The sequence below is a fragment of the Neisseria benedictiae genome (genome assembly GCF_958267435.1).
Lineage (GTDB): Bacteria > Pseudomonadota > Gammaproteobacteria > Burkholderiales > Neisseriaceae > Neisseria > Neisseria bergeri.
The window spans coordinates 1-1,409 of sequence record NZ_CATQFV010000001.1 but is presented as its reverse complement, the minus strand read 5'-3'; the positions used below and the strand labels follow the sequence as shown (position 1 = coordinate 1,409).

2 protein-coding genes and 1 pseudogene are annotated in these 1,409 nt (G+C 34.7%); all 3 read left to right on the top strand.

Going from position 1 to position 1,409, the window contains the following annotated elements; translation table 11 throughout:
• Window positions 1-556 (top strand): RHS repeat-associated core domain-containing protein (locus Q3O12_RS00010; protein WP_301668783.1); only part of this gene is annotated, 556 nt, incomplete at its 5' end.
• A 13-nt stretch (window positions 557-569) separates the two neighbouring features.
• Window positions 570-1,142 (top strand): hypothetical protein, encoded by a 573-nt coding sequence (locus Q3O12_RS00005; RefSeq protein WP_019272168.1) that lies wholly within the window; start codon window positions 570-572, stop codon window positions 1,140-1,142.
• 138 nt (window positions 1,143-1,280) lie between these two features.
• Window positions 1,281-1,409: pseudogene (locus Q3O12_RS10965) on the top strand (PAAR-like domain-containing protein); the annotation flags it as partial.

Genomic DNA, 1,409 nt, shown 5'->3' with positions numbered 1-1,409 from the left:
AACGGGAACGGCGCACCAACCGTTCCGGTTGCAGAACCAGTATTGCGACCGTGAGACGGGGCTGCATTACAATTTACTTAGATACTATTCTCCAAATTTAGGCAGATTTATTCATCAAGATCCAATCAAATTACATGGAGGAATGAATCTTTATCAATTTGCTCCTAACATTTCTAATTGGATTGACCCTTTAGGTTTATCTAAATGTGAGGATCCATGTACAGATCCTGTTAATCCAAAAAGTTCTAAACAATTTGGACATACATTTACACAGCATGGAGCACAGAAAAAAAATAATTTAAAAGGCAGAGCTGCTTCTACACGACAAGAACAAGGCTACTGGACAAATAATAATGATGCCGCTCAATTTTTGAGCCCTTACAGAAATATAGATAAAGTTACCACTGTACCCATTCCAGATGGATTAGGTGAAGTTGTATTACCAGATGGAAGTGTCAAAAAAGCAAATTGCGCAATAATAGTACCTGACAAGAAACCTCCTAAGGGAAATTGTTTAAAAACTGCTTATCCTATATATTCAAAAAATGGTTGCTGAGAGGAAATATGAAATGGTAACGTTTAAACTTATAACTTCTCAACTTCCAGAAAAGAATATCAGAACAGAAAGTGAGATCTTGAAAGAACTTTATGAAAATATAGATTTTTATGATGATTATGATTATAAAAATTATAAAAATAATTTTATGGAGGCTTTCATGATTATAGAAAATGAGTTTTTATCTATAAAGACAAATGATTTTATTATAAATGGATATAATTTAAAGTGGGAAAATTATAAATACTATATAAATAATATATTCCCAGAAATATTTGATGTTATTAATGATTTAAAGAATAATAATTCTACAAAATTGGTATTCTATGACTCTGAAAGTCAAAGAGTGATAAATTTTCACTTGAATACAAAGAATTTCCCTGAAACTATTTACTCGAATTGCACATCATTGAAGGATAACAAAATTATAGGAAGCTCGGAAAAAATTGACAAATACTGTTTATTAAATCAGCTTACAGAAATAATTAATAACTTTTCATTTTTTGTAAAATTAAACTACCCATTAATCTACAATTCTTTCTTACTACCATATTTAACAAGCAAAGGTTTATTCAAACTACAATAATCACTGAGTCATCTAAAATAACTTTTTAGCAAGCCGTAGCCCGTATGAAACCTCCAATCCCGACGTAAGGTGCGTGCGGTACGCATACACACGGGTTCTGCTTTTCAAATGCCCCATCCCCAACAGGAGCAAGCCGCCATGGCCGTCAATAAAATCGCCCGTAAAAGCAGCGACTTCAGGGTCGTCTTTACCGTACCCGATTTCTGCTGGCCGCCCCCTCCTGCTCCACCAGTCGCACCACCCATCCCCTTCCCACTCTTCGCCGAC

Coding starts and splice junctions, on each gene's coding strand:
- Q3O12_RS00005 (WP_019272168.1), top strand. CDS start 570: ATGGTAACGTTTAAACTTATAACTTCTCAACTTCCAGAAAAGAATATC.